Origin of the sequence: Nakamurella aerolata, assembly GCF_013002705.1 — a bacterium.
In the GTDB taxonomy this organism is placed as follows: Bacteria; Actinomycetota; Actinomycetes; order Mycobacteriales; family Nakamurellaceae; genus Nakamurella; species Nakamurella aerolata.
In genome coordinates this window covers 541,402-566,068 of record NZ_JABEND010000001.1, presented here as the reverse complement: position 1 = coordinate 566,068, position 24,667 = coordinate 541,402, and the positions used below count along the sequence as shown (strand labels likewise).

General features: G+C 70.2%; 25 protein-coding genes and 1 pseudogene. 22 read left to right on the top strand and 4 right to left on the bottom strand.

What is annotated here, in order from left to right:
• Positions 1 to 56: 56 nt before the first annotated feature.
• The 5 genes and pseudogenes from rpsP to trmD all read left to right on the top strand — a co-directional run.
• Positions 57 to 527, top strand: a pseudogene (rpsP, locus tag HKD39_RS20230) (30S ribosomal protein S16); the annotation flags it as partial.
• Positions 528 to 563: 36 nt separating this feature from the next.
• Positions 564 to 848 (top strand): sunset domain-containing protein, encoded by a 285-nt coding sequence (locus HKD39_RS20840; protein WP_484549462.1) that lies wholly within the window; start codon positions 564 to 566, stop codon positions 846 to 848.
• 72 nt (positions 849 to 920) lie between these two features.
• Positions 921 to 1,175: an RNA-binding protein gene (locus HKD39_RS02430; RefSeq protein WP_171198205.1), complete on the top strand. Its 255-nt coding sequence runs from the start codon at positions 921 to 923 to the stop codon at positions 1,173 to 1,175.
• Between the two features lie 10 nt (positions 1,176 to 1,185).
• The gene (gene rimM / locus HKD39_RS02425; protein ID WP_171198204.1) at positions 1,186 to 1,737 is read left to right on the top strand and encodes a ribosome maturation factor RimM; all 552 of its coding nucleotides are present in this window, start codon (positions 1,186 to 1,188) and stop codon (positions 1,735 to 1,737) included.
• A gap of 6 nt (positions 1,738 to 1,743) precedes the next feature.
• A complete protein-coding gene (gene trmD, locus HKD39_RS02420) occupies positions 1,744 to 2,628 on the top strand; it encodes a tRNA (guanosine(37)-N1)-methyltransferase TrmD (protein WP_171198203.1) in 885 nt (294 codons plus the stop codon).
• On the opposite strand, the gene HKD39_RS02415 is transcribed toward trmD, so the two are convergent.
• The gene (locus HKD39_RS02415; RefSeq protein ID WP_171198202.1) at positions 2,625 to 3,626 is read right to left on the bottom strand and encodes a TRM11 family methyltransferase; all 1,002 of its coding nucleotides are present in this window, start codon (positions 3,624 to 3,626) and stop codon (positions 2,625 to 2,627) included. The two genes, trmD and HKD39_RS02415, sit on opposite strands and share 4 nt — an antisense overlap.
• Entirely contained in the window at positions 3,623 to 4,354 is a 732-nt protein-coding gene (locus HKD39_RS02410) for an MSMEG_1061 family FMN-dependent PPOX-type flavoprotein (RefSeq protein WP_212753791.1), read from the bottom strand. Before HKD39_RS02410 ends, HKD39_RS02415 begins: the two co-directional genes overlap by 4 nt.
• A 154-nt stretch (positions 4,355 to 4,508) precedes the next feature.
• Here HKD39_RS02410 and HKD39_RS02405 point away from each other — a divergent pair, with 154 nt between their 5' ends.
• From HKD39_RS02405 to dprA, 11 genes are all read left to right on the top strand, one after another.
• A complete protein-coding gene (locus HKD39_RS02405) occupies positions 4,509 to 5,117 on the top strand; it encodes a winged helix-turn-helix domain-containing protein (RefSeq protein ID WP_171198201.1) in 609 nt (202 codons plus the stop codon).
• Positions 5,118 to 5,221: 104 nt separating this feature from the next.
• A complete protein-coding gene (locus tag HKD39_RS02400; RefSeq protein ID WP_171198200.1) occupies positions 5,222 to 6,442 on the top strand; it encodes an MFS transporter in 1,221 nt (406 codons plus the stop codon).
• A 139-nt stretch (positions 6,443 to 6,581) separates the two neighbouring features.
• The gene (locus HKD39_RS02395; protein WP_171198199.1) at positions 6,582 to 10,367 is read left to right on the top strand and encodes a glycoside hydrolase family 3 N-terminal domain-containing protein; all 3,786 of its coding nucleotides are present in this window, start codon (positions 6,582 to 6,584) and stop codon (positions 10,365 to 10,367) included.
• 41 nt (positions 10,368 to 10,408) lie between these two features.
• Entirely contained in the window at positions 10,409 to 10,582 is a 174-nt protein-coding gene (locus tag HKD39_RS02390; RefSeq protein WP_171198198.1) for a hypothetical protein, read from the top strand.
• A gap of 228 nt (positions 10,583 to 10,810) precedes the next feature.
• Positions 10,811 to 11,155 (top strand): 50S ribosomal protein L19, encoded by a 345-nt coding sequence (gene rplS / locus HKD39_RS02385; RefSeq protein ID WP_171198197.1) that lies wholly within the window; start codon positions 10,811 to 10,813, stop codon positions 11,153 to 11,155.
• A gap of 58 nt (positions 11,156 to 11,213) precedes the next feature.
• The gene (gene lepB / locus HKD39_RS02380) at positions 11,214 to 12,332 is read left to right on the top strand and encodes a signal peptidase I (protein ID WP_171198196.1); all 1,119 of its coding nucleotides are present in this window, start codon (positions 11,214 to 11,216) and stop codon (positions 12,330 to 12,332) included.
• 73 nt (positions 12,333 to 12,405) lie between these two features.
• A complete protein-coding gene (locus HKD39_RS02375; protein ID WP_171198195.1) occupies positions 12,406 to 13,248 on the top strand; it encodes a ribonuclease HII in 843 nt (280 codons plus the stop codon).
• On the top strand, positions 13,245 to 13,559 hold the full coding sequence (locus HKD39_RS02370) for a DUF2469 family protein (RefSeq protein ID WP_171198194.1): 315 nt from the start codon (positions 13,245 to 13,247) through the stop codon (positions 13,557 to 13,559). The genes HKD39_RS02375 and HKD39_RS02370 overlap by 4 nt, the downstream gene beginning before the upstream one ends.
• 215 nt (positions 13,560 to 13,774) lie before the next feature.
• Positions 13,775 to 14,227: a YraN family protein gene (locus tag HKD39_RS02365; protein WP_171198193.1), complete on the top strand. Its 453-nt coding sequence runs from the start codon at positions 13,775 to 13,777 to the stop codon at positions 14,225 to 14,227.
• On the top strand, positions 14,227 to 15,741 hold the full coding sequence (locus tag HKD39_RS02360) for a YifB family Mg chelatase-like AAA ATPase (RefSeq protein ID WP_171198192.1): 1,515 nt from the start codon (positions 14,227 to 14,229) through the stop codon (positions 15,739 to 15,741). The genes HKD39_RS02365 and HKD39_RS02360 overlap by 1 nt, the downstream gene beginning before the upstream one ends.
• Positions 15,738 to 16,928 (top strand): DNA-processing protein DprA, encoded by a 1,191-nt coding sequence (gene dprA, locus HKD39_RS02355; protein ID WP_212753790.1) that lies wholly within the window; start codon positions 15,738 to 15,740, stop codon positions 16,926 to 16,928. Before HKD39_RS02360 ends, dprA begins: the two co-directional genes overlap by 4 nt.
• Positions 16,929 to 16,947: 19 nt before the next feature.
• Here dprA and HKD39_RS02350 read toward each other — a convergent pair whose 3' ends face one another.
• Positions 16,948 to 17,787, bottom strand: a complete 840-nt coding sequence (locus HKD39_RS02350) for a PhzF family phenazine biosynthesis isomerase (RefSeq protein ID WP_171198191.1) — start codon at positions 17,785 to 17,787, stop codon at positions 16,948 to 16,950.
• 101 nt (positions 17,788 to 17,888) lie between these two features.
• Here HKD39_RS02350 and HKD39_RS19920 point away from each other — a divergent pair, with 101 nt between their 5' ends.
• Positions 17,889 to 19,007 (top strand): tyrosine recombinase XerC, encoded by a 1,119-nt coding sequence (locus HKD39_RS19920; RefSeq protein ID WP_171198190.1) that lies wholly within the window; start codon positions 17,889 to 17,891, stop codon positions 19,005 to 19,007.
• 28 nt (positions 19,008 to 19,035) lie between these two features.
• On the opposite strand, the gene HKD39_RS02340 is transcribed toward HKD39_RS19920, so the two are convergent.
• Positions 19,036 to 19,722 (bottom strand): M23 family metallopeptidase, encoded by a 687-nt coding sequence (locus tag HKD39_RS02340; RefSeq protein WP_212753789.1) that lies wholly within the window; start codon positions 19,720 to 19,722, stop codon positions 19,036 to 19,038.
• Between the two features lie 416 nt (positions 19,723 to 20,138).
• On the opposite strand from HKD39_RS02340, the gene rpsB reads away from it, so the two are divergent.
• From rpsB to HKD39_RS02315, 5 genes are all read left to right on the top strand, one after another.
• Positions 20,139 to 21,017 carry a 30S ribosomal protein S2 gene (gene rpsB / locus HKD39_RS02335; RefSeq protein ID WP_171198189.1) on the top strand — a complete coding sequence of 293 codons (879 nt, stop codon included), beginning with the start codon at positions 20,139 to 20,141 and terminating at the stop codon, positions 21,015 to 21,017.
• Positions 21,018 to 21,190: 173 nt separating this feature from the next.
• Entirely contained in the window at positions 21,191 to 22,024 is an 834-nt protein-coding gene (gene tsf, locus HKD39_RS02330; protein ID WP_171198188.1) for a translation elongation factor Ts, read from the top strand.
• 181 nt (positions 22,025 to 22,205) lie between these two features.
• Positions 22,206 to 22,928, top strand: a complete 723-nt coding sequence (gene pyrH, locus HKD39_RS02325) for a UMP kinase (RefSeq protein ID WP_171198187.1) — start codon at positions 22,206 to 22,208, stop codon at positions 22,926 to 22,928.
• Between the two features lie 127 nt (positions 22,929 to 23,055).
• Complete coding sequence (gene frr, locus HKD39_RS02320) at positions 23,056 to 23,613, top strand: ribosome recycling factor (protein WP_171198186.1); 558 nt, start codon at positions 23,056 to 23,058, stop codon at positions 23,611 to 23,613.
• A 176-nt stretch (positions 23,614 to 23,789) separates the two neighbouring features.
• The gene (locus tag HKD39_RS02315; protein WP_212753788.1) at positions 23,790 to 24,575 is read left to right on the top strand and encodes a phosphatidate cytidylyltransferase; all 786 of its coding nucleotides are present in this window, start codon (positions 23,790 to 23,792) and stop codon (positions 24,573 to 24,575) included.
• Positions 24,576 to 24,667: the final 92 nt, after the last annotated feature.

The window sequence follows — 24,667 nt, the reverse complement described above, 5'->3', positions numbered from 1 at the left end:
CGGACACGCACCCACGGCGGGTCCACCGCCACACACGTCAGGAGTAGTCCACAACAGTGGCTGTCAAGATCAAGCTTGCCCGCTACGGCAAGATCCGCACCCCGTACTACCGCGTCGTCGTCGCCGACTCCCGGACCCGCCGCAGCGGCCGGGCCATCGAGACCATCGGGCGGTACAACCCGAAGACCGACCCGAGCGTCATCGAGGTGGAATCCGAGCGGGTGCAGTACTGGTTGGGTGTCGGTGCCCAGCCCACCGCCGCCGTCGAGGCGTTGCTCAAGGTGACCGGCGACTGGCAGAAGTTCAAGGGGCTGCCCGGTGCCGAGGGCACGCTGCAGCCGCAGCCGGAGCGCCCGGACAAGAAGGCGCTGTACGAGGCCGCCGTGAAGGCCGCGGGCGGCACCATCGAAGACACCTCGGGTGCCACCACCCCGAAGAAGAAGGCCGACTCCAAGGCTGAGGCAAAGGCCGAGGCCAAGGCCGACAAGCCGGCGCGGGTTGTCGCCGAGACCGAGTCGGGCGCCGACGCGCTCAACGAGGTTGCCGCCGACGCCGCCGACGGGGTGGACGACGGCCCGAACGATGCCGCCATCGCCAAGGCGGTTGACGGCGAGGAGGCGCCGTTCGGTGCCGGCAGCCACGCCCCGATCGCGGACGATGCCCAGCCCGAGGGCTTCCCGATCAAGGGCAACGCCAGCTCGAAGCTGTACCACCGCCCCGGCACCCAGTTCTACGACTCGACGGTTGCCGAGGTCTGGTTCGCCGACGAGGCCGCTGCCGAGGCCGCCGGCTTCTCGCTGCCGAAGTCGCAACAGTCCGACAGCACGGACGAGTCAGCAGACAGCTGAGTCGCTGTCACCGCCGACAGCCCGGCTGTCGGATAGCCGAACGATCGTCATCAGCGGAGGTCTGCAGATCAGATGAGTATGTTGCCGGAAGCGCTGGAGCACCTGGTGCGCGGCATCGTCGATCACGACGACGATGTGCACGTCGACATGACAACAGGACGCCGCGGACGCACCCTGCAGGTGCGGGTGCATCCGGACGATCTCGGCAAGGTGATCGGGCGCGGCGGCCGCACCGCCACCGCGCTGCGCACCGTGATGACGGCGGTCGGTGGCCGCGGTATCAGGGTCGACGTTGTCGACACCGACCGCGTCGGCTACGGCCGCTGATCGACGCTGCATGGCGGAGGTCCTGGTCGGCCGGATCGGTCGGCCGCACGGCATTCGCGGTGAGGTGACCGTCGAGGTCCGCACCGACGACCCGCAGGCCCGGTTCGCCGCCGGATCGGTACTTTTCACCGATCCGGCGGCGGCCGGGCCGTTGCGCGTCGAGGGGTCGCGGATGTCGGGTCAGATCCGGCTGGTGGCGTTCGCCGGCGTCTCCGACCGCGACGGCGCCGAAGCGCTGCGCGGGCTGCGGTTGCTGGTGGACACCGACGACCTGCCGCAATCCCAAGACCCGGACGAGTACTACGACCACCAACTGATCGGATTGACGGTCAGGGACCGGTCCGGTGCCGTGCTCGGCGAGATCACCGACGTGCTGCACCCGCCGGCCGCTCCGGTGCTGCAGGTCGGCACCGAAGCCGGTGAGGTGCTGGTGCCGTTCGTCGCCGCCATCGTGCCCGAGGTCGATGTGGCCGGCGGCTTCTGCGTTGTCGACCCGCCGGAGGGCATGTTCTCCCCCCAGGCTGACCCGGACGACGCGCCCGACGCGGCTGACCCGGGCTGAGCGCCGATGCGCATCGACGTCATCACGATCTTCCCGCAGTACCTGACGCCGCTGCGAGAGTCGTTGCTGGGTAAGGCGATCGACCGCGGTCAGCTCCAGCTTGCCATTCACGATCTGCGGGAGCACACCACCGACCGGCACCGCACCGTCGACGACGCACCCTATGGCGGCGGCCCCGGCATGGTGATGAAGCCGGACGTCTGGGCGACGGCGCTGGACGCCGTGGTAGCGGCCAGTGACCCCGCGGCAGCGCCGGCGCTGATCGTTCCGACCCCAGCCGGGAAACCCTTCACCCAGGCCGTCGCCGCCGAGCTGGCCGGCCGCCGGCAGCTGATCTTCGCGCCGGCCAGATACGAGGGCATCGACCAGCGTTTCGTCACCGACGCCGCCACCCGGATGCCGGTGTACGAGCTGTCCATCGGCGATTACGTGCTGGCCGGGGGAGAGGCCGCGGTGCTGGTGATGGTCGAGGCCGTTGCCCGGCTGCTGCCTGGGGTGCTCGGCAACCCCGAATCCGCCGTCGACGACTCCTTCGGCACCGGGCTGCCCGGCCTGCTGGAGGCACCCTCGTACACCCGGCCGCCGGTGTTCCGCGGGCTGCCCATCCCCGACGAGCTGACCAGCGGCAACCACGCGCACATCGCCAGGTACCGACGGGACGAATCGCTGCGCCGCACCGCCGCCCACCGGCCGGAGCTGCTTGCCGCGCTCCCGCCGGAGGCGTTGGACGCAGGCGACTATCAGGTCCTGCTGGACGCCGGTGGTCCGATACCTGCCGGTCTGGCCGAGCGCGCCGAGGCGGAGCTGCTGCAGGCCGAGCGGCGCCGCGACGCCCGTCGCAAGCGGCGCGCCCGGCCGCCGGCGCCGGACGGTTCCGGGCCGCCTGACTAGGGTTTGCGCGCCACCAGCAGGTCGCGGTGGATGGCGGAGTCCACCCGATGGGCCACGGCCAGGTAGGGCTCCGACTGCACCGGCGTCAGACCGGCGTTGCGGGCCAGCTCGGCCAGCTCGGAACGTGGCAAAGAGTAGGTGTTCCAGGCGATTCCGATCGCACCGCCGCTGCGCAGCTGCCTCGCCCAGATCGGCAGCGCGTCGGCCAGCAGCGCGGCGGCCGAGCGGGCGCGCGGCGCCTGACCTTGTGCCGCACCGCCGCTCTGGGTGCCGCCGGCCCTGCGGCTACCGTGCACAACACCGTAGGGCGCGTCGGTGACGATCGCGTCGAAGGTCTTGCGCCCGAACAGGTCCGCGCTGGTTCTGGCGTCTCCGGGGTAGGCCGTCAGCGACAGCTCGGTGCCGTTCACCGTCGCCGACGCGTCGAGCTTGCGGCCGAGGCTGCGGCCCTCGCGCCGTACCGGGTCCATGCTGACCCGGTGCGAGATCCGCTTCCGTCGCAGATAGCTGCGCAGGTAGTCGGCCAGCGTGTGCAATGCCTTCCCGTCGGCGTCGACCCCGGCCGCGTTGTGGCCGAGCGTCCAGGCCGTCAGCAGCGTTGTTCCCCTGCCGCACAACGGGTCAAGCACCGTCAGCGGGCCCTGCCGCTCGGCCGCGGCCAGCGTCAGGTTCATCATCAGCCGGGTGAACTGCTCGTTGGTCTTTCCCGGGTACTTGGGGATGGTGACCAGATCGTCGTCGAACAGGTCGGTGTCCGGCACGGCGACCGGCCGCAGCAGCTCGCCCTCGCGCCGGAACACGGCCAGCCGGCCGGAGCACCGAGCCAGCGCCGGCGCATCGGCGGATGCGTCCAGCTCCAGATACGGCACGCCTGCCACGGTCACCTGGCGGACATCGGTACCGGTCAGCGCGGCCAACTCGGCGGCCGAGATGGCGGCCACCTGCCCGGCGTACACCCGATTCGCCGACGGGTTCAGCAGCACCAGCAGCGAGCTCACGACGCCGGAGCGTTGCCGCCGGGCGGGTTGGCCGGGTACAGGCCGGCCGCGTAGCCAGCCCCATAGTACCGGTCCACTTCTTCAGCCGGATCGCCTGCGCGCCAGAGGATCTTGGCGATGTCGGCGTAGCTCCGCACCCGATCGGGCTGCCAGCTCTCCGGCCGCCAGGCGCCGGATCGCATGACGGCCTTGGGGCAGTGGTAGAACACCTCCTGCACCCCCACCAGCAGTGCCAGCGCCGGCCGGTGCCCCTTCACGATCATGTCGTCGAAGAACGGACCGTCGGTGACGATCCGGGCAGAACCGTTGACCCGCAGGGTGTCTCCCCGGCCGGGAATCACGAAGGTCAACCCGACGTGCGGGTTGGCCAGGATGTTGTGGAAGCCGTCCATGCGCTTGTTGCCGGCCCGTTCGGGGATCGCCAGGGTGCGCGCGTCCAGGATCTGGACGAAGCCGGCAGGGTCGCCCTTGGGGGAGACGTCGCAGCGGCCGTCGGGCGTCGCGGTCCCGACAAACACCAGCGGCGCCGCCGCAAGAAACTCCCGGTCGATCGGTGCCAGCCGGTGACGCACCTTGTCCCTGGTGGCCGGCTCGGGGATGCCGTAGGTGTGCAACTGCTCGGCGGTGGTGACGCCGGGCAGCGCATCCCAGTCGACCGCCACCGAGGCTGGCGCGGGATCCGTTGCAGTCGAGGCGGGGTCGGGCGTCGGGGTCGTCGGTGCGGGCACGCTTCGATGCTATCCAGCGGCCTCAACCGGATAGCTCACGGACGGTGTCCGAAGCCGCGCCGACAGCGTCCACTCGCAGTGGAAACAGACAGTGCAAAGATATAGTTGCAAAGAGACGGTTGCAAAGGAGTGTTTGCAACTCTATCGTGCTGGTATGCCAACCGACCCAACCGCCGGGACCGACGAACCCGAGCGCTATGTGATCGAGCTGCCGGCGCTCAAGGCGATGGCGCACCCGCTGCGGATCCAGCTGCTGGCCGCCATCGGTGAGCACGGCAGTGCCACCGCGAGCCAGCTGGCCGCCGAGCTCGGTGAGTCCAGCGGTGCCACCAGCTACCACCTGCGGCAGCTGCACCGGCACGGCTTCATCGAAGAGGTCCCGGACCGTGGCACGGCGCGAGAACGCTTCTGGCGCACCAGGTCCGGCGGCTGGGAACTGCCGATAGAGCTGATGGCCCAGCCGTCGAACGCCGCCGCCGTCAACCTGGTGGTGCGCGAACAGCTGCTGGCCGACGCCCGCCGCACCATGGAGCTGCTGGCCAGGGCGCCGGAGCTGCCTGCGGCCTGGCGCGACGCCACCCGCAGGGTGACCACCTACCTTGAGCTGTCGGCCGACCAGACCAAGGAGCTGCTCGACGAACTCGACGCGCTCATCACCAAGTACAAGGCCATGCCCGCAGGGCCCGACGCGCACCGGGTCGCCACCGTCTTCAACGTGCTGCCGACCGACCACGCGGTCGCCGAGTCCGGGCCGGACGCATGAGCCGGCGCGGGAAGTCAGCCACGACGGCCTCGACGGGACCCACAGACCCGACCGTGCCGCCAGCCTCGACAGCTCCGCACCCGGCTGTCACGAGACGATCGTCGTTGGGTGCCCCCTTCTGGCGGCTGTTCGCGTCCAGCGGGGTGTCGAACCTGTCCGACGGCATCGTGGTCGCGGTGCTGCCGCTGCTGGCCGCCACCCTGACCCGCGACCCGGTAGCGGTCTCGCTGCTGGGGTCGCTGGCCTTTGTGCCGTGGCTGCTGTTCGCCATCCCCGCCGGGGCACTGGTCGACCGGGTGAACCGGCGCACCGCCATGGCGGTGGCGAACTCGTTGCGGGCAGTGCTGTTGGTGGCACTTGCCGTGCTGGTCGTCACCGACCGGGCCAGCATCGCGGTGCTGTACGCGGTGGCATTCCTGTTGGGCTGCAACGAAACCATCTACGACAACGCGGCAAGGGCGGTGTTGCCGCTGGTGATCCGGCGCAGCCAGCTGGAGCGCGGGAACAGCCTGCTGACCACCGTTGAGAGCGTCGGCAACATCTTTCTCGGCGCCCCGATCGGCGCCTGGCTGTTCGCGCTCGGCGCCTCGATCCCGTTGTGGGGCAACGCTGCCGGCTACCTGCTGGCGGCTCTGCTGATCCTCACCGTCAGTGGCCGGTTCCGGGTGGCCAGGGCCGAGCCGACGACGATGCGGCACGATATCGCCGCCGGTTTGCGCTGGTTGTTGCGGCACCGCATTCTTCGAATGCTGATGGTTACCACCGGTTTCGCGGGCTTCGCCCAGTCGCTGACAAACGGAATCCTGGTGTTGTTCGCGCTGCAGAACCTCGGGCTGAGCGAGCGCGGATTCGGCATTCTGCTGGCCGTCGCCGGCGTCGGCGCCGTCCTCGGCTCACTGCTGTCGCCGGTGTTGACCAAGTTTTTCGGGCGGACGGCGGCGATGGGTGGGTGCGAAATTGGGGGTGCCGCTGCGCTGTTACTGATGGGACTGTGGCAGCAACCGATTGCCGCCGCGGTGTTGTTCGCGGTCAGCGGGGGCGCCATCGCCGCCTTCAACGTGCAGATCATGTCGGTCCGCCAGGTGCTGATCCCGGAAGAGCTGTTCGGGCGGGTACAGGGCGCCTACCGCACCGTCATCTGGGGCGGCATCCCGCTCGGCATGCTCGCCGGCGGCGGAATCGGCGCGTGGCTCGGCCTTCCGGCGGTCTTCGTGATCGCCGGGGTGCTCGGCATCGCCGCCGGGGTCGCGAGCTGGTGGGTGCTGCAGCGCTCTCACCGCGAGATAGCCGAGGCCTTCGCCGAACACGACCAATCCGACAACTGACAGTTCCGCCGGGTCCAGCCAATATTCCGCCCCCGGCCGGACTCTTGCCCGACCAGCGCTGACCTGGCTAATCTCGCCGAAACCCGTTCGGACGACGGCACTGTCGGTGTGCCGCTTCCCGCGGCCGATGGAGGCAATGATGCTGTCCGCCCTTGCGCAGTCCACTCCGCTCGGCACCACGGCCCGGCGCGGCCGGCACCGGCCGGCACGGTCTCGGCTTCGGCTGCGCCGAGTGCTGGCGCTGCTGACCGTCACCGCCGTCGCGCTGTCGCCGGCCGCCGCCGCGAGTGCCGCCGAGCCACCGCCAGCGACCATCGGCGACACCCAACCGGTGGTCGACTTCAACGACGGCAGCACCGGCGGAATCTTCGCCTGGGGCAACGACGCTGCGGCCACCCCGGCACTCACCGTCGCGGCGGCTCAGGTGCCCGGCACCGAGCCGGGCAATCGCGCTCTGACCGCCAAGGTCGACGCGGTACCGGCCGGCGGCTGGTCCGGGTTCTCGCGCGACATCGATCCAGCAGCGGACTGGTCGGCCTTCGACGGCTTCTCGTTCGCCTTTCTCGGGACCGGCAGCGGCAAGAACCTGCGATACGAGGTCAAGAGCGGCGGTGCGAACGCCGGTAGCGCCAATCTGTTCGAGACCTCGGTGGTGGACGACCAAACCGGTTGGCGGACGGTCAGGATCGACTTCGGGGTGCTGCGACTCAAGGGCAATCCCGAGTCGAGTCTGCGCTTCGACCCGGCGCAGGCGCACGGATTCGCGGTGACCCTCACCGACCTTGGCGCCGGCACCTGGAGCTTCGACGAGTTCGCGCTGTACCGGCGCAGCGCATTGCTGTCCGATTTCGAGGGTGCGGTGCCGATCGGCACCGCGCAACAGCCGGTCGGCTGGTTCACCTGGGGTAGCCCGTCAGAGCGGGTGGTGTCGCTCGGCGTGAACCCGCTGGAGCGCAACGGCAATGCCCAGAACAAGGTGCTGTCCGGCAACTACCAGATTCCCGCAGGCGGATACGGCGGGTTCTCGTACAACCTGAGCCAGGCACAGGACTGGAGCAGCTACGGCGGCATCCGGTTCTGGTGGTACGCCAGCCAGCCCACCAAACCAGCGTCTCCCACCGCCGGTGCCGACATCCCGATCGAGATCAAGGACGGCGGCCCGGACGGCGAGCACTCCGAGCTGTGGACCACCACCTTCAAGGACAACTGGTCGGCAGCGGGCACCAGGTGGAAGCTGGTGGAGATCCCGTTCAGCCAGTTCACGCTGCGCGGCGACTTCCAGCCAGGAACCGGCGACACCCTCGACGGCGTCTTCTCCCGCACGCAGGCATGGGGTTTCGCGATCACCCTGCCGCCCGGCACCGCCACCGCCGTGCCATGGGCCATCGACGACGTCGCGCTGTACGGCACCGCGGTGCCGCGCCCGGCGGCCACCGTCACGGTCGACCCGCCGGTGACGCTGGTGGACGCCGGCGAGACCGCGAGCATCGCCATCGGCGTCACCAGCGCGGACGGCGCCCCGCTGCCCGCCCCGGTGACGGTGCGGTACGCGCCCGGCGACGGCACCGCTCCCGACTCCGCCTACCGCGACTTCGGTGGCACCCTGACCTTCCCGGCCGGCACCGAATCCGGTGCGACGCAACGCATCACCGTGCACACCACGCCCGCCGCCGGCGCCGACGTCGCGCGCACCATCGCGGTGGCGCTCACCGTCACCGGGGGAACGGCGCCGGCGGACAACCCGCTGGTGGTGATCAACGCGCACGGCCTGCGTTACCAGGACGAGACCCTGCCGATCGCGCAGCGGGTCGACGACCTGATGAGCCGGATGAGCCAGGCGGACAAGATCGGCCAGATGACCCAGGCGGAACGGCTCGGCCTGTCGTCACCGGCCCAGATCACCGACCTACGGCTCGGCTCGCTGCTGTCCGGTGGCGGCTCCGTGCCCGCCGACAACACGGCGAAGGGCTGGGCCGACATGATCGACGGGTTCCAGGCAAGAGCGCTCGCCACCCCGCTGCAGATCCCGATGATCTACGGCGTCGATGCCGTGCACGGCCACAACAATGTGGTCGGCGCGACCATCACCCCGCACAACATCGGGCTGGGCGCCACCCGCGACCCTGAGATCGTCAAGCAGACCGCGGAGCTCACTGCCACCGAGGTGCGGGCCACCGGGGTGCCGTGGACGTTCGCGCCGTGTGTCTGCGTGACCAGGGACGAACGCTGGGGACGCTCGTACGAGTCGTTCTCCGAAGACCCAGCCCTTGTCACCCAGTTCGCCCGGCCGGCCGTGACCGGGCTGCAGGGCGACGACGCGGCGGCGCTGACCGGACCGAACGCGGTGCTGGCCACCGCAAAGCACTGGGCGGGTGACGGCGGCACCAGCTACGACGAATCGCAGGCCGGCAACGGTTATCCGATCGATCAGGGCATCACCAAGGTCGCCACCATGGCCGAGTTCCGGCGGCTGTTCGTGACCCCGTACCAGCCGGCCATCGCGGCCGGCGTCGGCTCCGTCATGCCGTCGTACTCCGCGGTGCAGGTGGGTGACGGACCGGTGGTGCGGATGCACGAGAACACCGCGCTGAACACCGGTTTGCTGAAGAACACCATGAAGTTCGCAGGATTCCTGGTGAGCGATTGGGAGGGCATCAACAAGCTGCCAGGCAGCGACTATGCCGACAAGGTGGCCCGCAGCGTCAACTCCGGGCTCGACATGGCGATGGCGCCGTACGACTTCGCCACCTTCCAGACCTCGCTGACCGACAAGGTCACCGCCGGAGTGGTGAAGCAGTCGCGGGTGGACGACGCGGTGCGCCGGATCCTCACCCAGAAGTTCCGGCTCGGCCTGTTCGAAAGGCCGTTCGCCGATCGGTCGCAGGCCGACACGGTGGGCTCGGTGGAGCACCGGACGATCGCCCGCACCGCCGCTGCGGAGTCACAGGTGTTGCTGAAGAACGTGGCAAACACGCTGCCGCTCAAGAAGAACGGCGCCATCTACCTGGCCGGCTCGAACGCCGACGATCTCGGCAACCAGATGGGCGGCTGGTCGATCAGCTGGCAGGGCAGCTCCGGCGCGACCACCAGCGGCACCACCATCGCGCAGGGCATCGCCGAGGTGGCGCCGAATGCCGAGCTCACCGTCTCGGCGGACGCATCGGCGCCCGTCCCCACCGGCGCCGCCGGCGTTGTGGTGGTGGGGGAGAAGCCCTATGCGGAAGGCATCGGCGACGTCGGCAACAACGGCAACAGCCTCAGCCTCAGCGCCGCCGACCGCGCGAGCATCGACAAGGTATGTGCAGCGGCGGCGTCCTGCACGGTGCTGGTGGTATCCGGCCGGCCGCAGCTGGTGACGGACAAGCTGGACCGGATCGACGCGCTGGTGGCGTCGTGGCTGCCGGGCAGCGAAGGCGCCGGCGTTGCCGACGTGTTGTTCGGCGACCGGCCTTTCGGTGGCCGGCTGCCGGTCAGCTGGCCGGCCTCGGCCGCTCAGGTGCCGATCAACGTCGGCGATGCCGACTACCGGCCGCTGTACCCCTACGGCTGGGGGATGACCACCGGTTCGCTGCGGGATCAACTGGTGCAGCTGGCCGGCGACTCCTCAGGGGCGTTGCGCGGCGCGTTGCAGGCCGCGGCGGCGCCGGGACTGTGGAACGGTGACGAGCCGCGCCAGCTGAGCCGGGTGCTGAGCGCGTTGCGCCGGGCCGCGACGCTGGCCGACAGCACCGGAAACTCCACGGCGGGGGACGGAATCGCTGATGTACTGCGCAATCTCACCCAGCGCAAGGTGCAGGCCAGTACCGGCACCCCGAGCGAGCCGGTGAGCACGGCGCTGGCCGGTGCCGATCACGAGTTGGCCGGCGGGCGCTACCTCGTCGCGATCGCCGAGCTCACCAGGGCGGTGCAACTGGCCTACTCGTGACCAGATCGAGCCTGGCCTACGTTGTAACAGGACTTATATAAGTGCTGGTCGCTCCACTGCGCGGCAACCTGCGCGCCGGCCTTGTCGCCGGCTGGACCTCGGTGGGAACCTCGCTGATCAGCGGTGGCATCGCCTGTGTGCTCGCGGTCGGCCGGATCGCGGCACGAACCCCAGGGCTGAGTCGGGCCCGGATTCCCCGGACCGACGGGCGCTGAGCGTTCGGGAGCGTCGCGCCGGATTTCACTTGCGCCGGGTGGGCTGGCACAATAGAGCGGTTGCCTGGCGCGGGCTCCCACCGACCGTGCAGCCCGATCTCCGCCCGCAACCGGAATCCGCCGTGCTGATGCCGGCGCTCTGTGCCGCCTTCGCCCAATCCCGGGCGTCGGCGTGACGCCAACGAGTTGTACGACGCCTGACGTATGGGCCTGACGTAAGGAATTGCCATGAACACCCTCGACGCTCTCGACGCTGCCCAGCTGCGCGACGACATTCCCGACTTCCGCCCCGGCGATTCGGTGAAGGTGCATGTGAAGGTCATCGAGGGCTCGCGGTCCCGCGTCCAGGTGTTCGCCGGCCACGTCATCCGTCGTCAGGGCGGCGGCATCCGCGAGACCTTCACCGTCCGCAAGGTGAGCTTCGGCGTCGGCGTCGAGCGCACCTTCCCTGTGCACTCGCCGAACCTGGACAAGATCGAGCTGGTCACCCGCGGTGACGTCCGCCGGGCCAAGCTCTACTACCTGCGCGAGCTGCGTGGCAAGGCCGCCAAGATCAAGGAAAAGCGCGCCTGAGTGTCGTGTCGCCGGACCAGCGCCGTCCCGTCAGGTCGAGCACGTAGCCTGTGCAGCGATGAACGAATCTGAGGCGCCGGAGGCGTCCGGCAACCTCGACCGGCACCAGCCGGCACACCTGCGCAAGACGCCACCGACCGGCGTCGACGCCGCGACCCCCGAGCCGCGCCAGGGCGCCGGCGGCCCTGCGCCGGTCGTCGACGAGCCGCACCACGCCGCCCACCGGACCGCAGCCGGACCAGCGCCCGACGCGGACGCCGCCCCGACCGTCGTCACCGAGAGCGGGCAAGACGGCGCCCAGCTGCAGCCGGGAGCGGTCGAGGAGCCGGCGTCCGGCGAGCCGGGCGACCGTGACGCCGACGCGCACTCTGCCGCCGTCGCGAAACTGCGCCGTCGCAACAGCAAGCGCCGTAAACCGGCGAAGAAGCGGCCGTGGTGGATCGAGATCCCGATCCTGCTGGTGACAGCGTTCGTGTTGACGTTCTTGATCCAGACATTCCTGTTCAAGGTGTACTACGTGCCGTCGGGTTCGATGGAGCAGACGCTGCACGGCGTGGAGTCCGGTGGCGACCGGATTCTGGTGAACAAGGTGGTGTACGACTTCAGGGATCCGGCGCCGGGCGACATCGTGGTGTTCAAGGGTCCGTCGAACTGGACGCATGAAGGGCCGGAGGTGGCGGGGCCGACCAACTGGTTGGCCAAGTTCGGGCAGGCCGTTGGGTCGGTGGTGGGGATCGAGCCCCCCAACGAGACCGACTACGTCAAGCGGGTGATCGCCGTCGGCGGGCAGACGGTGAAGTGTTGTGATGCCGGCGGGAACGTTCAGGTGGACGGGGTTTCGCTGAACGAGCCGTACATCTACCAGCCGCTGCCGTTCCGCAAGGACACCTTCGACTGCAGCTCGGAGCCGGCCTCGCCGCGGTGTTTCGGGCCGGTACAGATTCCCGACGGTCAGGTGTGGGTGATGGGCGACCACCGCTCGAACTCCGCTGACTCGTCGTACGACACCGCCAATGCGGCCAACTTCGATTCCATCCGATGCTCGCCGCAGTCGAAAACCCAGTGCCAGGGCCCGGTTCCGGTGGACAACGTGATCGGCAAGGCCATCTTCATCATCATGCCGTTCTCCCGCTGGGACACCCTGGGGAATCCCGGCATCGACCACCGTGGCGGCTGAGCGGTCCGCCGGACCTCCGGCGCCGACGCCGGGTCGCCGCGGTCAGTCCGCCGCGGTCAGGCCCAGCGCCACCGTGCGACCCAGTCTGCGGACCGAAAAGTTGTTGCTGCGCACCGGATGCCAGCGGGTTGCCGGGATCGACGAGGTCGGCCGCGGCGCGCTGGCCGGGCCGGTGACGGTCGGCGTTGTGGTGGTCACCGAGCGGATCGGGCGGGTACCACAGGGCCTGCGCGACTCCAAGCTGCTCACCCCGGCAGCCAGGGCCAGGCTGGTGACACCGATCCGGCGATGGGCGGTGGAGAGCGCCGTCGGCCACGCCAGCGCCACCGAGATCGACCGCATCGGCATCATGGCGGCGCTGCGTGCCGCGGTGCGGCGGGCCTTCGCCCAGCTCTCCGGGCCGGTCGACGCTGTGCTGCTGGACGGCAACCACAACTACCTGCTGCCCCCGCCCGCCGCGCCGGCGGACGGGCCCGCCCTTTTCGAGCTGGACGCCGACAGTGTCGAACCCGGGGTTCCGCCCTCGGTCGGCCGGGACCGTTCCGGCGACGGGCCGGCGCTTGATCCGATGCCGCCGGTGCACCTGAAGATCAAGGCCGACCTGACGTGCGCCGCCGTCGCCGGCGCCAGCGTGCTGGCCAAGACCGCGCGGGACGGATTGCTTGCCGATCTGCATCGCTACTTTCCCGGTTTCGGCTTCGACGTGAACAAGGGCTACGCGACCGAAGAGCACAGAGCCGCGCTCCGCGACGCCGGGCCGTCGGTGGTGCACCGCAGGAGTTGGCAGCTGGTACGCCATCATGGGTCAGACCCAGAATCAGAACCGGCCGATGGCGCCCCGCTGCGCCGGCACGTCCAGCAGGGAACCACCCGGCGGGGGACCGCACGGCAACCGCAGGAAGGCAGGGCATCGTGAGCGCGGAGGATCTCGAGCAGTACGAGACCGATATGGAGCTCTCGCTGTACCGCGAGTATCGCGACGTGGTTGGCCAGTTCGCCTACGTGGTGGAGACCGAGCGGCGCTTCTACCTGTGCAACGCGGTGGACCTGCAGGTCCGCAATCCCGACGGCGACATGTACTTCGAGGTGCGGATGTCCGACGCCTGGGTGTGGGACATGTACCGGCCGGCGCGGTTCGTCAAGAACGTTCGCGTGGTGACCTTCAAGGACGTCAACGTCGAAGAGTTGGACAAGCCTGACCTGCAGTTGCCCGACGCGATCGAGTAGCGCCTGCTGGATGGGTGCCGCCGGCCGGCGTTGCGTTCGGCATTCTCGGCGAGCAGCCTCACCTGCATGCATGTGGACAAAGCTGTCCACACCCCGAAAATCGATCCACATTCCTGCTGTGGGGCTGGTCGACATCTCCGCGCCCCGGCAACCTGAGCGCTGACGCCCGTGACGACGACGGGCTGCAAGGCGATGGGGCGGTGTGGTGATGGAACATGGCTGAGAACGGTGCTGCGCCACCACGTGTGGTGGATCCGAAGCAGGGGGTGGATCCGCGGCAGGGGGTGGATCCGAAACAGGGGGTGGATCCGCGACGCGAGCTCGGCGCTCGTGGTGAACAGGCGGCCGCCGAGTATCTGGCCGCGCAGTGCGGGTTGGTGATTCTCGACCGTAACTGGCGCTGCCGCGAGGGCGAACTCGACATCGTCTCGACCGACGCCGCCGGGCGCATCTACATCTGCGAGGTGAAGACCAGGTCCGGGACCGGGTTCGGGGTTCCGGCCGAGGCCGTCACCAAGGGCAAGCGCAAGCGGATCAGGCGGCTCGCCCAGCTGTGGTGCGCGGCCCGGCTGACCGGCTGGTGCGAGATTCAGTTCGACGTGATCAGCGTGCTCTGGCGCCCCGGAAGCGACAGCCCGCAGCTCACCTACCTGCCGGAGGCGTTCTGATGACGCTGGCCACCACCTGGTCGGCCGCGCTGGACGGGGTCGGCGGTCACTTGGTGCGGGTGGAGGCGCACCTGGCCGGTGGCCTGCCGGGCACCAGCGTCATCGGTATGGGTGACGCCGCGGTCAGCCAGGCCAGGGACAGGGTGCGCGCCGCCGTCCTCAACTCCGGCCGCAAGTGGCCGGACAAACGCATCACGCTGGCGTTGTCGCCGGCGGCGCTGCCCAAGAAGGGTGCCGGGTTCGATCTCGCGCTCGCCGTAGCCGTGTTGGAGGCCGACTCCGACACCTCCTGTGCCGCAACAGGTACGGCCGTGCTGCTCGGGGAGCTCGGGTTGGACGGTGCGGTGCGCCCGATCCGCGGGGTACTGCCGCTGCTGTTGGCGGCCCGCGCCGCCGGGCGCACCCACGCGCTGGTACCGGTGGCCAACCTGCCGGAGGCCGCGTTGTCCGGGCTGCAGGTCCGTGGAGTGCGCACGTTGGACGATCTGCTCGCGCACTTCGCCGGCGAGCGCGGCCGGCTGGTCACCGACCCCGAGGTGATCCCCGCGCCGGAGCCGGCGATCGCCGACCTGGCCGATGTGCTGGGTCAGCCAGAGGCCAGGGCCGCGCTGGAGCTGGCGGCGGCCGGCGGCCACCATCTGGCGATGATCGGGCCGCCGGGCGCTGGCAAGACCATGCTGGCCACCCGGCTGCCCGGCCTGCTGCCGGGGCTCGACGGCGAATCGTCCCTCGAGGTCACCGCGGTGCATTCGGTGGCAGGCACCCTGGCCGAGCAGACCCCGCTGATTACCAGGCCGCCGTTCGTCGACCCGCACCATTCCGCTTCGCTGGCAGCCGTTATCGGCGGCGGCAGCGGCTGGATCCGACCGGGCAGCGTGAGCCTCGCGCACCGCGGAGTGCTGTTTCTCGACGAGGCGCCGGAGTTCCGCCCCACCGTGCTCGACGGGCTGCGCCAACCGCTGGAATCCGGCGGGGTGCTGCTGGCCAGAGCCTCGGGGGTGGTGCGGTATCCGGCGCGATTCCAACTCGTGGTGGCGGCGAACCCGTGCCCGTGCGCGGCGGCCCGCGATGTCGATTGCACCTGCGCGTCCGGGGTGCGGCGCCGTTACCTGAGCCGGATCTCAGGGCCGCTGCTCGATCGCATCGACATTCGCATCGACCTGCCGCCGCTTGACCCGATCGCACTGACCGGGGCCACCGGTCGACCCGAAGACACCGCGACGGTCGCCCAGCGGGTACTGGCTGCCCGGCACCGCGCCGCGCAGCGTTGGAAAGGGACGCCGTGGCGGGTCAATGCCGATGTTCCCGGGCCGGTGATCCGGCGCTGCTGGGGTGGCAAACGCTCGCACACCGACCTGGTCGACCGGGCGGTGCGCGCCGGCAGGCTCACCGGCCGCGGCTACGACAGGGTGCTGCGACTGGCACTGACCAGCGCCGACCTGGCCGGCCGCGACGTCCCCGACCGGGGCGACGTCACCAGAGCACTCGTCCTGCGCTGCCCGGAGGAACTGTGAGTACCGAATCCGCCGCCGGCCGGGCGCCGGCACCGCCGGTACCCGAGCATCGGCACGAGCGGATCGCCAGAGCCGGGCTGCTCCGAGCGGCCGAAGCGCCGGCGCCGGCGGTCCGGCGGTTGGTGCAGGCAATGGGTCCGGTCGGAGCCTGGGATCGGATCCGCCGTCGGCAGGTCGACTCCGCCGTCCGGCGCTCCACCACCGCCCGGGTGGCCGACCTCACCCCTGAGCGGTTGCAGCATCGAGCGCTGGCCGACCTGCGCGCCGCGACGGCCGCGGGGGCGCGGCTGGTGATCCCCGAGGACGACGAGTGGCCGGCCGCGTCGTTGGCCGCGCTCAACCAGACCGGCGACGCCGACAAGCCGGAACCGCTGGGGCTCTACCTGCGGGGCGCGCCGCTGCCCGTCGACGAGCAGGGCAGCGTGACCATCGTCGGCAGCCGGTCCTGCACGCCGTACGGCCGTCGGGTCGCCGGCGAGTTCGCTGCCGAGTTGGCCGAGGCCGGATTCCGGGTTGTCTCCGGAGCCGCTTTCGGCATCGACGTGGCGGCCCACCGCGCGGCGATGGTGGCCGCGTCGCCGGCCTCGACGGTCGCCGTGTTGGCCTGCGGCATCGACAGGGCCTATCCGCTCTCGCACCAGAATCTGCTTGACGAGATCGCCACCGGCGGCGGCACCGTGCTGTCCGAGTACCCACCAGGCACCACCCCGGCACGGCACCGCTTTCTGATCCGCAACCGGCTCATCGCGGCACTCGGCGCGGTCATCGTTGTGGTGGAAGCCGGCCGCCGGTCCGGCACCTTGTCCACCGCGAACGAGGCAAGCCAACTCGGGCGCAGGGTGATGGCGGTGCCGGGCCCGGTCACCTCCGCGATGTCGCTGGGCTGCCATGAACTGTTGCGCAACAAGGACAATCGCCTCGCCGCCACCGCCGCCGATGTGCTGCTGGAGCTGGGCTGCGCGCATCTCGGCGCCGAACAGCCGCCCCCGCCGGTGCGCCCGACTGACGGGCTCGATCCGACTGCGGCAGCCCTGTACGACGCGTTGCCCGCTCGCGGGCGACGCACCACCTGGCAGTTGTGCCAGGACGCCGGCATCGACCCGGACGCGGCATTGGGCGCGTTGGCCGAGCTGGAACTCGTCGGCCTTGCGCGCCGCGAAGGAGGTGAGTGGCACCGACAAGCGTGAAATAGTGTTGCCGCCGTTGTTACAGGGTGAGGGTGCCCGAGATCAGGGTGCGGCTGGCGCCTCCGACCCAGATGGTGCCGTCCGCTTCCGAGCTGATCTCGACCTGGCCATGGCGCCGCAGCGCGGTTCCCTGCCGGACCGTGTAGTTCGCCGGTGCCGCGCCGCTGCGGATCAGCCACAGCGCGAAGCCGGCATTGAGGCTGCCGGTGACCGGATCTTCCGGTACCGCGAGATCGGGACAGAAGGCTCTGACCTCGAAGTCGGCCGGACCGCCCTGCTGATGGGCGCCGATGACGCCGATGTTCAGCTCGCCCATCGCGGCGAAGTCCGGCCGCAGCGCGAGTACATCGTCGGCGGAGGTCAACTGAATGCCCAGCCAGCCCGGTCCGTTGTCGATCCAGTTCGCCCGCACCAGTTGGTCTGGGCCGATCCCCAGAGCACGTTCCGCCATGGCAATCGTGTCCGCGTCGACCGGTCCGGATCGGAGCAGCTCCGGAGCGGCGAAGGCCAGGTGATTTCCGTTGCGGCGCAACCGGATCAAGCCGAGTTGGCACTGCTGCACGATCATCTCGGGGTCGGTGGGCCGGCCGCCCTGCTCCAGGAAGGCGTGGGCACTGCCGAGTGTCGGATGCCCGGCGAACGGCAACTCCCCGCCCGGGGTGAAGATCCGTAACCGGTAGTCGGCGCCTGGCTCTGTCGGCGGTAGCAGGAACGTGGTCTCTGACAGGTTGGTCCAGCGGGCGAACGCCGCCAGCTGCTCGTCGGTGAGGCCGACCGCGTCGTGCACCACCGCGACCGGGTTACCGGTCAGCGGAGCCGGGGCGAACACGTCAACTTGAGAGAACGCGAAGGTGGGCACGCCTGCATTCTCGCGCCCGCCCGTTCGGTGCGAGCCTGCGGGCGCTCCCGACACTGCGTGGCAGCTTGACCGGTCGAACCCGGCGCCGCAGATTGGTGCTCATGCCTTCGTCGACCGAGCAGCGCCGGACGGAGCTGCCGGCTGCGCTGCGAACAGCGGTCGATGAGTTCGAGCGGTACCTGCGGCACGAGCGTGGGCTGTCCGCTGCCACCGTCACCGGATATCTGGGCGACGTGGTGTCGCTGCTGGACCACGCGACCAGGATGGGCGCCACCGACGCCGGCGACCTGACGCTGGCGACGCTGCGGTCGTGGCTGGCGCGGCTGCGCACCGCGGGTTCGGCGTCCGCATCCACCGCACGGCGAGCGGCCGCGGCCAGAGCATTCACCGGCTGGGCCAACCGCACCGGCCGCACGCCCACCGACGCCGGCGCTCGGCTGCGCTCACCGAAACTGGCCAAGACCCTGCCGCAGGTGCTGCGCGGCGACCAGGCCGCGGCCGTGCTGGACGCCGCAGGGCGCCGAGCCGAGGAGCCTACGGCGTCACGTGAGTCCGGTCCGGACCCGGCAGTCGGCTCTGGTTCGGCCAGGGGCCCTGGTCCCCAAGCGGCGGTTGATGCCGATCCTGGTGCTGCCCGCCATGCTGACCCGGCTGACTCGGCTGACCCGGCTGACCCGGCTGACCCGACGGCGGGGCAGGACGCGGTCGGGCGCGCGATGGCGATGCGGGACAGGGCGATGCTGGAGTTGTTGTACGCCAGCGCATTACGGGTGTCCGAGCTGACCGATCTCGACTTGGGCGACATCGACCGGCACCGCCGCGTCCTCACCGTGACGGGCAAGGGCAACAAGCAACGCACGGTGCCGTTCGGACTGCCCGCCGACAGGGCGCTGGGCGCCTGGCTGGAGAACGGCAGGGGACGGCTGCGCACCGCATCGTCCGGCGCCGCACTGTTTCTCGGCCGTCGGGGCCGCCGCATCGACCCGCGCACGGTGCGCACGGTGGTGCACCGGGCCACCGCGGCCGCCGACCCGACGGCCGAACTGGCGCCGCACGGACTGCGGCACACCGCTGCCACCCATCTGCTCGCCGGCGGCGCCGACCTGCGCAGCGTCCAAGAATTGTTGGGGCACGCCAGTATCGGCACCACCCAGGGCTACACCCACGTCTCCGCGGAGCGGCTGGCCGCGGTCTTCCGGCAGGCGCACCCGCGGGCGTGACGGTGCGGCCGGCGCCAACCCGCACCGCTCATCCCGGTTCGCCGTCCCATGGCTTGAGCCGGATGCGCAGCCCGGTGATCAGCGCCATCGGGTCGATGTAGCTGTCGGCGCCGATCCTGGCGCCCCAATGCAGGCAGTCGCGCGGGGCGCAGCTCGGATGGCCGGCCACCAACAGGCCGATCACCTCACCGGCTCGCACCCGTTGCCCGGCCCGCACCTTCGGCGTGACCGGCTCGTAGGTGGTGCGCAGCGCGGGGGAGTGACTGACCGACACCACGCCACGGTCGACGACCGTCCCGGCGAAGGCCACCACCCCGTCCGCCGCTGCCACGATCGGCCGCGCCGCGGCCGCGGCCAGGTCGACGCCGCGGTGTCCGGCGCCCCACTTCACCGCCGGTGGCCGGAACGGCGTCAGCACCACCGCCGGCGGCGGAACCGGCAGCACAAAACCGGCGCGCGGCCCCTGGCCGGCAGTCGGCCCGCGCGCTGGCAGGTCCCGCTGTGCCAAGTCCCGCTGTGCCCAGTCCCGCTGTGGCAAGCCCTGTTGTGGCAAGCCCGGCACAGCACCCGCAGCGACCACCGCGCGGGGCGCCGGCGACGCGCCGGCGGGCCAGGGCAGGCCCAGCGCGCACAGCACGGCCACCAGCGCCGGAATCGAACGACGCCGCAAACCCCGAGCGAACACAGGCATCTGGGCCGGTATCTGGGCGGACATCCGGACAGCGTGCGTCGAGCGGCCCGCCCTTGTCGCCCGCTCGGCCGAGAATGTGGATGCCGAACGGCGGTGTGGAAAAACCATCCCCAGTCATCAACTGTGCCGGCTTGGTCGGCACCGACGCGGCACCGCGATTCGTGCTCGACACGCCCGATCCCGTAGCATGAAGGGGCACCTCTGAGATCAGGGGTGACTACGCACGCCCAATTCCGGTCACCAAGCCGGACGAGCGCGCGCCCAAGGTCCCCGCATCGTGAATCTTGCGATCGGGGTGGGCACGCCGGGGGCGTCAGGGCCGGCTCTCGACAACCGATCCGGCAGCAACCGAAACCGCGCGATCCGCGCCGCCGTCCGTCGTTGAAGACGGAGCCTGCCAAGCAGGCGGCGGTCGGCCGCGCCCTGATGAAAGGACAGCAATGGCTGTCGTCACCATGCGCCAGCTGCTCGATGCCGGCGTTCACTTCGGGCACCAGACCCGCAAGTGGAACCCGAAGATGAAGCGATTCATCCTCACCGAGCGCAGCGGCAACTACATCATCGATCTCCAGCAGACTCTGTCGTACATCGACAAGGCTCACGAGTTCGTCAGCCAGACCGTCGCCACCGGCGGCAGCATCCTGTTCGTCGGCACCAAGCGCCAGGCGCAGGGCGCCATCGCCGAGCAGGCCACCAGGGTCAACATGCCCTACGTCAACCATCGCTGGCTGGGCGGCATGCTCACCAACTTCTCCACGGTGCACAAGCGGCTGCAGCGCCTCAAGGACCTCGAGGCCATGGAGCAGTCCGGCGAGTTCGACGGCCGCACCAAGAAAGAGGTGCTGCTGCTGACCCGCGAGAAGGACAAGCTGGCCAAGACCCTCGGCGGCATCCGCGACATGGCCAAGGTGCCAAGCGCCATCTGGGTGGTCGACACCAAGAAGGAGCACATCGCCGTCGGCGAGGCGCGCAAGCTCGGTATCCCGGTCGTCGCAGTGCTCGACACCAACTGCGACCCGGACGAGGTCGACTACCCGATCCCGGGTAACGACGACGCGATCCGTTCCGCCCAGCTGCTCACCCGCGTTGTCGCCGACGCCGTCGCCGAGGGCCTGCTGGCCCGCTCCGGCAACGCCGCCGCCAGCGCCGGAGGCGAAGAGCCGCTGGCCGAGTGGGAGCGCGAGCTGCTCGCCCAGAGCGAGGCCGAGCAGGCCGCCGCGACCGCCACCGATGACGCCGCCGCCGCGGTCGAGGGCGCGGATCGCACCGTCACCGAGGTGGCCGAGGCCACCGGTACCGCTCCGGCCGACAACTCCTGAGCCGGACCAACCGATCGCACTGCTGCCGCATCCGGAGCTCTGACCGCACCACATCGGGTGGCTGAGCTCCGGGTGCGGCGGTGGTGTGTGACCGCCGGAATCGACGCTGTCACCCCGCGTTCACCCGGCAACACCCCGAACCACCGGAACTTCTCCAGGGAAGGAATCAACAGATGGCCAACTACAGCGCCGCCGACGTCAAGCGCCTTCGCGAGCTCACCGGCGCCGGCTTCATGGACTGCAAGAAAGCGATGGAGGAGGCCGACGGCGACTTCGACAAGGCCGTCGAGATCCTGCGCATCAAGGGCGCCAAGGACGTCGGCAAGCGCGCCGAGCGCACCACCGCCGAGGGCATGGTCGCCAGCGCCGCCGGCACCGGCAGCACCGCGCTCATCGAGCTGAACTGCGAGACCGACTTCGTCGCCAAGAACTCCGAGTTCTCCGATCTGGCCAACCAGATCGCCGAGGTCGCCGCGAACGGTGACGGCACCGTCGATGGCACCGCCGCCGCCGGCCTCGGTGACGGCACCGTGCAGCAGGCGATCGACGCGCTGTCGGCCAAGATCGGCGAGAAGCTGGTGCTGAACCGCGTCGCGAAGCTCGACGCCCCGACCGCCGTCTACCTGCACAAGCGTTCGCAGGATCTGCCGCCGTCCATCGGCGTGCTGGTCTCGTACACCGGCGACGGCGACGACGCCGCCGAGGCGGCCCGCCAGGCCGCGCTGCAGATCGCCTCGCTGCGGGCTCGGTTCGTCAGCCGCGACGACGTGCCGGCCGACGTGCTGGAGAGCGAACGCCGCATCGCCGAGGCCACCGCCCGCGAGGAGGGCAAGCCGGAGGCCGCGCTGCCCAAGATCGTCGAGGGCCGGGTCAACGGCTTCTTCAAGGACGCCGTGCTGCTGGAGCAGCCCAGCGTGCTGGACAGCAAGAAGACCGTCGCCGCCCAGCTGGACGAGGCCGGCGTGAAGATCAACGCCTTCGTCCGCTTCGAGGTCGGCACCGCCTGACCCAAGCACGGCCACCGACGGCGGGCCGCGTCATCGCGACGCGGCCCGCCGCGGTCTATCGGCCCGGCATCGGGCAGGATGAACCAGATCCAGAGCACCACGGCACAGCACCCGGGCCCGGCCAGGGCACCGCACCAGCGAGATCAACCCAGCCACGACGCAGAAGGGGCAACTGAGGCCGATGACGCGACAGCCATATCGACGGGTCCTGCTCAAGCTCGGCGGCGAGATGTTCGGCGGGGGACAGGTCGGGGTTGATCCCGAGGTGGTCTCTGCGGTGGCCGCGCAGATCGCCGACGTCGTCCGCGACGGCACGCAGGTGGGCGTCGTCATCGGTGGCGGCAACTTCTTCCGTGGCGCCGAACTGCAGGTGCTCGGCATGGACAGGGCCCGCAGCGACTACATGGGCATGCTCGGCACCGTCATGAATTGCCTTGCGCTGCAAGACTTCCTGGAACGCGAACAGCACCTGGACACCAGGGTGCAGACCGCCATCCAGATGGGCCAGGTGGCCGAGCCGTACATCCCCAGGCGTGCCATCAGGCACCTGGAGAAGGGCCGGGTGGTGATCTTCGGCGCCGGCGTCGGCATGCCGTACTTCTCCACCGACACCACAGCGGCGCAGCGCGCTCTTGAGATCGGCGCCGAGGTGGTGCTGATGGCCAAGGCCGTCGACGGGGTCTACGACGACGACCCGCGCACCAACCCTGACGCCAAGATGTTCACCGAGATCACCCATCGGGAAGCGCTGAACCGCAACCTGAAGGTCGCCGACGCGACCGCGTTCAGCCTGTGCATGGACAACGGGATGCCGATGATCGTGTTCAACCTGCTCGAGCAGGGCAACATCGCCAAGGCCGTCGCCGGCGAACAGATCGGCACCCTGGTGGCCAGCCCGTCCTGAGCGCCGGCCGGCGCCGAGCGCGCAGGCCACAGCACGCAGCCAGACACCGAAATCAGCCAACGCCCGCATCGCTTCACCGCACGGCCAGTGCGCCGGCGGCCGCCGCAACCGGAAGGAAGGCACCCCGATGATTGACGACACCCTGCTCGACGCCGAGGAGAAGATGGAGAAGGCGGTGAGCGTGGCGAAGGAAGACCTCACCACCATCCGCACCGGCCGGGCCAACCCGAACGCCTTCAACAAGGTCGTCATCGACTATTACGGTGCGCCCACCCCGCTGAGCCAGATGGCCACCATCACCGTTCCCGAGGCCAGGATGGCCGTCATCAAGCCGTACGACGCCAGCCAGCTCGCCACCATCGAGAAGGCGATCAGGGACTCCGATCTCGGGGTCAACCCGACCAGCGACGGCACCGTGCTGCGGGTGGTGTTCCCGCAGCTCACCGAGGAGCGCCGGCGCGATCTCGGCAAGCAGGCCCGCGGCAAGGGCGAGGACGCCAAGGTGTCCATCCGCAACATCAGGCGCCGCGCGAAAGAAGAGATCGACCGCATCGTCAAGGACGGCGAAGCCGGCGAGGACGAAGGCGCCCGCGCCGAGAAGGATCTGCAGACCACCACCGACAAGTACGTGGCTGCCATCGACGAGATCGTCAAGCACAAGGAAGCCGAGCTGCTCGAGGTCTGATGACCCCAAGCGACGCAGCGGGTGCGCCCCCGCCGCCGGACGGCCCCGGTTCACCGGCGGACCCGCCGTCGGCCGCTCGGTCGACTCCCGCTGAGCCGACCCCCGCTGGACCCACTCAAGCTGGGCCGGCCCCTGACGCACCGTCCCGGGGGTCGCGGGCCGGCCGCGACCTGCCGATGGCCATCGGTGTCGGTGTCGGCCTCGGCATCGTCATCGTGCTGTCGCTGCTGCTGTACCGGCCGGCGTTCATGGTGATCATCGCGGCCGCCGTGCTCGCCTCCGTCTGGGAGATGAGCCAGACGTTGCGCCGGGCCCGCGGCATCGAGATCGAATGGCTGCCGGTGGGTTTGGGCTGCGTCGCGCTGGTGGTGCTGCCGTGGTGGTTCGGGCACCAGGCGCAGGCCCTCGGCATCGCGGTGGCGGCGTTGGTGTGCCTGCTGTGGCGGTTCCGGCGGGGCGCCGCCGGTTATCTGCAGGACGTGTCGGCCAGCGTCTTCCTGCTGGTGTACCTGGGCCTTTTCGCCTCGTTCGCCACGCTGCTGGTGCAACCGGAAGACGGCGCCAAGCGGGTGCTGGTGTTCCTGATCGTCGTGGTGTGCTCGGACACCGGCGGTTACGCCTCCGGTGTGGTGCTGGGCAAACACCCGATGGCGCCGAGCATCTCGCCGAAGAAGTCGTGGGAGGGCTTCGGCGGTTCACTGCTCACCGCGATGATCGGCGGGGCGCTGTCGGTATGGCTGTTGCTCGACCACCCGTGGTGGCAGGGCGTGGTGATCGGCGCGGTGCTCACCGTCGTCGCCGTCATCGGCGACCTTGCCGAGTCACTAATCAAACGCGACCTCGGCGTCAAAGACATGGGCACGCTGCTGCCGGGGCACGGCGGGATCATGGACCGGCTCGACTCGCTGTTGCCCAGCGCCGTCATTGCCTGGGCATTGCTGAACGCCTTCGTCGGGCACTGAGCCGCACCGGCCGCCGCGCTGTCGGCAGCCTGTACCGGCCGGCCCGGGCCTGCCGGGTTGTGCGGACAACCCGATGCTGGTGGCCCACCCGG